A 7,026-nucleotide genomic window follows, 5' to 3' on the forward strand; every position below is an offset into this window, starting at 1 on the left:
ACCTGGTACTGGTCCGTCCCACACTGCCCGGGCAACCTTGGACCAGGCTCCGGTGCGGCTGAGAAAACCCTGGCAATCGATGCGGTACGGACAGTGGTCAGACCAGGAAGAGGACCGCGACCAGCCAGACCGCCGCAGCCAGCGACGCGCCGACGAACTCGATCAGGATCGACAGACCGGTCGCCCGCAGCGCGTGCTTGGTCGAGGTCCACGCATGCCCGTGGGTGCCGAGCCGCTGCCGTTCGGACAGGTAGACGCCGAGCGGGAAGCCGGCGAACATGCCGACGACCGGGATGACGAAGAACCCGACGATGCCGAGCACGACGCCGACGACCATCGACCGCCTGGGCACTCCGGACTCCCGGAGCCGGCGCTCCGGTACGACGTACTTGACCACCTGGCTGGCACCGATCAGGACGACCGCGGCGGCCAGCACGGTCCACCCGGTGGCACTCTGCACCTCGAGCGCCCAGACCAGGATCGCGGCCAGGCTCAGCAGCGCACCGGGCAGCACCGGGATGACGATGCCCAGAATGCCGACGAAGATCGCCACCCCGACCAGGAACGTCGCAACACTGTTCACACGGCCACTCTGCCGCACATTCGGCCCCTTAGGGTGGACACATGCCTCAGCTGCACGAACTCGTCACCGCACTCGCCGCTCCCTGGGTGGTTCTGTCACCGCGTTCCGGTCAACTGACGGGCTCCGGCGCCGAGGGGGTTTACGCGCGGGACCGGCGGATCCTGTCCCGGCTCAGCGTCAGGATCAACGGCGAGCCGCCGGTCCCCGTGCACGTGACCGAGCACGGCGCCGCCGCCCACGAGTACGTCGCCGTCGTACAAGGGCTCGGTGACACCAACCGGCACGACCCGACCGTGCTGCTGTACCGCACCCGGGAGATCCGTCCCGACGGAATGACCGAGCGGATCCGGCTGGTGAACCGGTCGCGGGTGGCGGTCGCCTGCCGCCTGGAGGTTGCCCTCGGCACCGACCTTGCCGGGACCGCCGCGGTCCGCAGCGGGGCGGCCGCCGATCTGCCCGAGCTCAGCCCGGCGTACGACGGTGCGGCCCGGCTGCACTGGGACAACTCCGGGACCCGGGTGACCGCCCGACTCGACCCCGGGGTCACCTCGACCCCGCGGGTCGGTCCGGGGGAGGAGTTCGTCCTCACCGTCGAGGTGACCGCCGAGTTCCCGAAGGGCACCACCGGCTTCCGCCTCGACCCGCCCGCCCAGCCGGCGAGCTACGACGTAGGGGTCGAGTGCGACGACAAGCGGGTCGAACGCTGGGTCAACCGGTCGCTCGAGGACGCTCAGGCTCTGCAACTCGCGGCCGCCGACGACCGCTACCTCGGTGCCGGACCGCCCTGGTACCTCACGCTGTTCGGCCGGGACTCGCTGATCTCGGCCGGCATGCTCATCCCGGTCGATCCCGGGCTGGCCGCCGGAACCCTCCGGGCGCTCGCCGCCTGGCAGGGCACGGAGGTCGACCCGGAGGCGGCCGAACAGCCCGGCAAGATCCCGCACGAGCTCCGCGACGAGCTCGCCGACCACGGCGGGGGCCTCGTCCTGCCGGCCGCGTACTACGGCACCCACGACGCGACCCAGCTCTGGATCATGACCCTGCACAAGGCGTGGCGCTGGGGCATGCCCGCCGACGAGGTCCGCGACTTGTTGCCGAACCTGCGCCGAGCCCTCACCTGGATGAAGCAGTACGCCGACCCCGACGACGACGGTTTCCTCGAGTACATCGACGAATCGGGCCACGGCCTGGCGAACCAGGGCTGGAAGGACTCCTACGACGGCGTGCAATGGCCGGACGGCACGCTGGCCGCGGCACCGATCGCCTTGTGCGAGGTGCAGGGCTACGCGTACGCCGCCGCCGTCAAGGGAGCCGAGTTGCTGGAGGCGCACGGCGAGTCCGGCGACGAGTGGCGGGAGTGGGCAGCCGCCCTGCAGGAGCGGTTCCGCGAGTCGTTCTGGGTCGACGGCTACCCGGCGATCGCCCTGGACGGCGAGAAGAATCCGGTCGGCGGCCGGGCGTCGAACATGGGACACCTGCTCGGCACCGGACTGCTGGATGCCGAGGAGGAGCTGGCCGTCGCCGACGTACTGGCGGGCGACGACCTCGACAGTGGCTTCGGGCTGCGCACGTTGTCGACGGCAATGACCCGGTTCAACCCGCTCGGCTACCACACCGGCAGCGTGTGGCCGCACGACACCGCGATGGCGATCCAGGGCCTGTACGCGACCGGGCAGTCCGCCCGTGCCTCGTCGTACGTCGCGGGTCTGGTCCGGGCCGCGGAAGCCTTCGACTACCGGCTCCCCGAGCTGTACGGCGGCCGCGGTCGGGTCGAGGAGTCGACGCCGACGCCGTACCCGCTGTCGTGTCGTCCGCAGGCCTGGGCGGCGGCCTCGGCGATCGCGGTCGTGGTCGCGGCGCTGGGGATCGAGCCGGATGTGCCCGGTGGGACACTTGTGCTGAACCCGGCGGAGTCGATGCCGTGGGAGTCCCTGAGGGTCAGCGGGCTCCGGCTGGGCGATGGCCGGCTGTCGCTGCACTGGCAGTCCGGCGAATTGACAGTGCTGGAGGCGCCGGCGGCGCTCCTGCACTGACTGTTCGGTCAGACCGTCAGGACCGCGGCCGTCGCGAGCGTCAGGTAGACCGCGGCGACGATGCGGTTGCGCGAAGGGCTCGTCGTCCGGACCGAGCGGACGCGGCGCCCGATCGCGTCCGCTCCGACGGCGTAGCAGAGGTCGAGGGTGAGGCCGATGATCAGGGCGCCGATGCCGAGGAGCAGCATCTCGGTGCGCAGCTGGTCCGGCCCGGCGTCGCGGGTGGTGAACTGCGGGAGGAAGGCCAGGAAGAACAGTGCCGCCTTGGGGTTGAGCAGGTTCACCACCACGCCGTCGCGGAACACGCGGCCGAGGGGCGCGGGCGGGACTGCGCCGGCGGGCTCGGTGGTGGGTGCCTTGAGCATCTTCACGCCGAGGGAGGCCAGGTACAGCGCACCGGCCAGGGTGATCGCGGTGAACAGCGCCGGCGATGCCTTGACCACCGTGGCGAGGCCCATCGCGGCGACGACGATGTAGACGAGTGTGCCGGTCTCGATCGCCAACGCGGACACCACTCCCGCCCGCCGTCCCTGGGCGAGGCTGCGGAGCGAGATGTAGAGGTTGTTCGGCCCCGGCATTCCCACCAGCAGCACCGTCGTACTGGCGAATCCCAGCAGCTGCGCGATCCCCATGATCTCTCTCCCTCTCGAACTGGACTGGCTTGTGGTACTAGCCTGGCCGCGCGCAAAGCAGTCCACCCGAGCCAATAGGGGGAGAAGTGGATCGTTCTGGGGATGCCGCCGTCCTGGCGGACCTGATCGGCGGCCGGCTGGCCGGCCGCGGTGGCGGCCTGTACCGCAGGCTGGCCGACGCGATCGCCGCGCTGATCGGCTCGGCCGAGCTCCCGGTCGGCGCCCGGCTGCCCGCCGAACGCCGCCTCGCCGAGGCCCTCGCGGTCAGCCGCTCCACCGTCGTCGCGGCGTACGACGAGCTCCGGGACCGCGGCCTGGTGGAGAGCCGCCGGGGGAGCGGTACGACGATCGCCCGGGCGGCGAGCCGCGGACGTTCACGCGCGGACAAGCGGATGCCGGCCGGGTACGGCGAATCCCTGTTCCACCGGATCGCGGTCGGGCCGGGCGAGGTCATCTCGCTCACGTACGCCGTGGACCCGGGCATGCCGGAATTGACCAGCGAACTGGTCGGCCTGGCGACGACCGACCTGCCCACGCTGCTCGACGACGTCGGGTATCACCCGCGCGGGCTACGGGTACTGCGGGAGCGGATCGCCGAGCACTTCGAGGAGTCCGGGCTGCCGACGTCACCCGACGAGATCGTCGTGACCACGGGTGCGCACCAGGCGATCGCCCTGGTGACCCAGATGTACCTGCGGACCGGTGCGGCCGTGGTGATCGAGCAGCCGAGCTGGCCGGGCTGCTTCGACCTGTTCGGAGCGGCCGGCGGGAGGGTGGTCGGCGTACCGCTGGACGACGCGGGCATCCGGCCCGACCTGCTGACGGCCGCGTTCACCGAGCATCAGCCGGCGATGCTGTTCGTGATGCCGACGTTCCAGAACCCGACCGGGCGGCTGATGTCGGCGAACCGGCGGCGCCAGGTCGCCGAGCTGGCGGCCAAGCACGGGGTCGTGGTGGTCGAGGACAACGCGTACTCCGCCTGGGACCCGGCCGGGCCGGCGATCCCACCGCCGCTGGCGGCGTACGCGCCGGACGGGACCGAGGTGCTGACGATCGGATCGGTATCCAAGGCGGTGTGGGGTGGGCTCCGGATCGGGTGGATCCGGGCGACGCGACCGCTGGCCGAACGGATCGCGCGGCACAAGGCGCTGGCCGATCTCGGGAGCCCGGTGATCGACCAGGCGCTGACAGCGCGGCTGCTGCCGCGGTTGCCGGAGCTGACGGCCGCGCGGGGACGGGTGGCGACGGCGCGGCGAAAGCTGATGGGGCAGTTGCTGGCCGAACGACTGCCCGCGTGGGAGTGGTCGGAGCCGGAGGGCGGATCGGCGTTGTGGATCCGGCTGCCGGACACGGACGCGCGGGTGTTCGCGCAGGTCGCCCTGCGGCACCGGGTCGAGGTGGTCGCAGGACGGGCGATGGATCCGACCGGGACGCACGACGACCATCTGCGGGTGCCGTTCGCGTATCCCGAGCCGATCCTCGACGATGCGGTGGACCGGTTGGCCAGGGCCTGGCAGGAACTCCGCCGGCACGGTCCGCCGCCCGACGTACCGATGGTCTGAGCCGTCGACGGTCGGAGCGTGAAGGATGGCGGCCACCGTGGGGGTGACCGCCATCAAGCCTCTATGACTTTGGCGCCGTCGTCGGCGCGTTTTTGAAGCTCGGGCTTACCGCTCGTCCTCCGCTGCGACGGTCGGGGAGGCGTCGAGCCGGCCCGTCTCGTCGTGGATGGTGATCGCGATGTTGCGCAGCTTCTCCGCGTGCTCCCGGCTGTGGTGGGCGCAGAAGAGCAGCTCCCCACCGGAGGTCAGGGTGACACGGACATAGGCCTGCGCGCCGCAGCGGTCACAACGGTCCGCAGCCGACAGGGTCGAACTCGGGGCGAGTGCTGTAGTCACTTGAGGCCTCATCTCATCTAGTTCCGTACTCACCAGATACCAACATCCTGACATGCGGATCGCTTCCCGGTAGGGGCAGCGTGTCCGTATGTGAGACGAACCACCTGTTCCCGTATGACGCATCTTGACGAGGAATCGTTTCGGATGGGGGGCAATTGTTGTGTCCAGCGAGTGTCGGGCGTGTCTTCTCTCACTGTGCGCCATGATCTCGTCACAGCGCGCTCACGTCCGGAGTGTCGTACACCACTCCGGATCGAGTCCGGATCGATATCTGCGAGAACACCTTTCTGTCCAGCGATTCAGCTGCGAATCGCTGCCTTCGCGGTACCCCACAGGGAGCACGGTCACACCGTGCCGTCCGGTACAGGCCACAGGCCGGCCGTCCGGCCCGCCTGCCGGGAATTGGGGGTCTGGCGGCATAGGGTGGGAACATGCGTTCGGACCCGGCCGGTCCGGACGCGGTGCAGTTCGTTTGTGAACCAGTGAAGGAGCCCAGTGGCCGCCCCGACGCCTCGCAGTACCGAGCTCGACCCGACGTACAACGCCCGTCACCTGCTCGTCCTCGAAGGACTCGAGGCGGTCCGGAAGCGACCGGGGATGTACATCGGGTCCACCGACAGCCGCGGCCTGATGCACTGCCTGTGGGAGATCATCGACAACGCCGTCGACGAAGCCCTGGCCGGGCACGGCGACCGGATCGACGTCGTCCTGCACAAGGACGGCTCGGTCGAGGTGAAGGACCGCGCCCGCGGCATCCCGGTCGACATCGAGCCGAAGACCAAGCTCAGCGGTGTCGAGGTCGTGTTCACCAAGCTGCACGCCGGCGGCAAGTTCGGCGGCGGGTCGTACAACGCGTCCGGCGGCCTGCACGGTGTCGGCGCCTCGGTGGTGAACGCCCTGTCCGCGCGGCTCGACGTCGAGGTCGACCGCGGCGGAACGGTCTGGACCACCTCGTTCCGGCGCGGGGTGGCCGGCGAGTTCGACGGCGAGGGCGCGGTCGCCGGCTTCACGCCGGCGAAGGGGCTGCGCAAGGCCGGCCGGGCGAGGAAGGGCGTCACCGGCACCCGGATCCGCTACTGGGCCGACCGGCAGATCTTCACCCGGGACGCGGCCTTCAACTACGACGAGCTGGTCACCCGGGCGCGGCAGACGTCGTTCCTGGTGCCCGGGCTCGAGCTGGTCATCCGGGACGAGCGCGGCGACGAGGTCACCGAGGAGTCGTTCAAGCACGACGGCGGGATCAGCGAGTTCTGCGAGTTCCTGGCCACCGACCAGAAGGTCACCGAGGTGATCCGGCTGACCGGCACCGGGAACTTCACCGAGACCGTGCCGATGCTCGACGACGCCGGCCACATGACCCCGACCGACGTCGAGCGCGACCTGGAGGTCGACATCGCGGTTCGCTGGGGCGACGGGTACGAGACCGAGGTCCGCTCGTTCGTGAACATCGTGGCCACGCCGAAGGGCGGTACGCACGTGGCCGGCTTCGAGCGCGCGCTGTCGAAGAGCTTCACCAACGCCCTCGACGGCACCCGGCTGCTGAAGAGCGGTGAGGAGATCATCAAGGACGACGTCCTGGAGGGGCTGACCTCGGTGGTCACGGTGCGGCTGGCCGAGCCGCAGTTCGACGGCCAGACCAAGGAGGTGCTGGGGACGCCGGCGGCCTCGCGGATCGTCGCGAAGGTCGTGCAGAAGGAGCTCGAGGCGTTCCTCACCTCGACCAAGCGCGAGCACAAGGCGCAGGCCCGCGCCGTCCTGGAGAAGGTGGTCGCCGCCTCCCGGACCAGGGTCGCCGCGCGTCAGCATCGTGAGCTCCAGCGGCGGAAGACGGCGCTGGAGTCGTCGGCCTTGCCGGCCAAGCTGGCGGACTGCCGCAGCAA

Annotated in this window: 6 protein-coding genes; 3 read left to right on the forward strand and 3 right to left on the reverse strand. The window is 70.4% G+C overall.

What is annotated here, in order from left to right:
* Positions 1–97: 97 nt before the first annotated feature.
* Entirely contained in the window at positions 98–583 is a 486-nt protein-coding gene (locus E1218_RS18500; protein ID WP_132321781.1) for a DUF456 domain-containing protein, read from the reverse strand.
* Between the two features lie 41 nt (positions 584–624).
* Between E1218_RS18500 and E1218_RS18505 the strand changes: the two genes are divergently transcribed.
* A complete protein-coding gene (locus E1218_RS18505) occupies positions 625–2,616 on the forward strand; it encodes an amylo-alpha-1,6-glucosidase (RefSeq protein WP_132321783.1) in 1,992 nt (663 codons plus the stop codon).
* Positions 2,617–2,624: 8 nt separating this feature from the next.
* Here the strand turns inward: E1218_RS18505 and E1218_RS18510 are convergent, their stop codons facing one another.
* Positions 2,625–3,248, reverse strand: a complete 624-nt coding sequence (locus tag E1218_RS18510; protein ID WP_132321785.1) for a LysE family translocator — start codon at positions 3,246–3,248, stop codon at positions 2,625–2,627.
* An 86-nt stretch (positions 3,249–3,334) separates the two neighbouring features.
* Here E1218_RS18510 and E1218_RS18515 point away from each other — a divergent pair, with 86 nt between their 5' ends.
* A complete protein-coding gene (locus E1218_RS18515) occupies positions 3,335–4,810 on the forward strand; it encodes an aminotransferase-like domain-containing protein (RefSeq protein ID WP_202866076.1) in 1,476 nt (491 codons plus the stop codon).
* Between the two features lie 105 nt (positions 4,811–4,915).
* On the opposite strand, the gene E1218_RS18520 is transcribed toward E1218_RS18515, so the two are convergent.
* Positions 4,916–5,158, reverse strand: coding sequence for a DUF7455 domain-containing protein (locus E1218_RS18520; protein WP_233712307.1), 243 nt, complete (start codon positions 5,156–5,158; stop codon positions 4,916–4,918).
* A 483-nt stretch (positions 5,159–5,641) separates the two neighbouring features.
* Between E1218_RS18520 and E1218_RS18525 the strand changes: the two genes are divergently transcribed.
* A partial coding sequence (locus E1218_RS18525; protein WP_132321791.1) for an ATP-binding protein occupies positions 5,642–7,026 on the forward strand: 1,385 nt, incomplete at its 3' end.

It is taken from the genome of Kribbella turkmenica, assembly GCF_004348725.1.
GTDB lineage: Bacteria > Actinomycetota > Actinomycetes > Propionibacteriales > Kribbellaceae > Kribbella > Kribbella turkmenica.

What these genes read in the sequence shown, in the direction of transcription:
- E1218_RS18510 (WP_132321785.1), bottom strand. Translation starts at nt 3,248, where the DNA reads ATGGGGATCGCGCAGCTGCTGGGATTCGCCAGTACGACGGTGCTGCTG.
- E1218_RS18520 (WP_233712307.1), bottom strand. Translation starts at nt 5,158, where the DNA reads ATGAGGCCTCAAGTGACTACAGCACTCGCCCCGAGTTCGACCCTGTCG.
- E1218_RS18505 (WP_132321783.1), top strand. Translation starts at nt 625, where the DNA reads ATGCCTCAGCTGCACGAACTCGTCACCGCACTCGCCGCTCCCTGGGTG.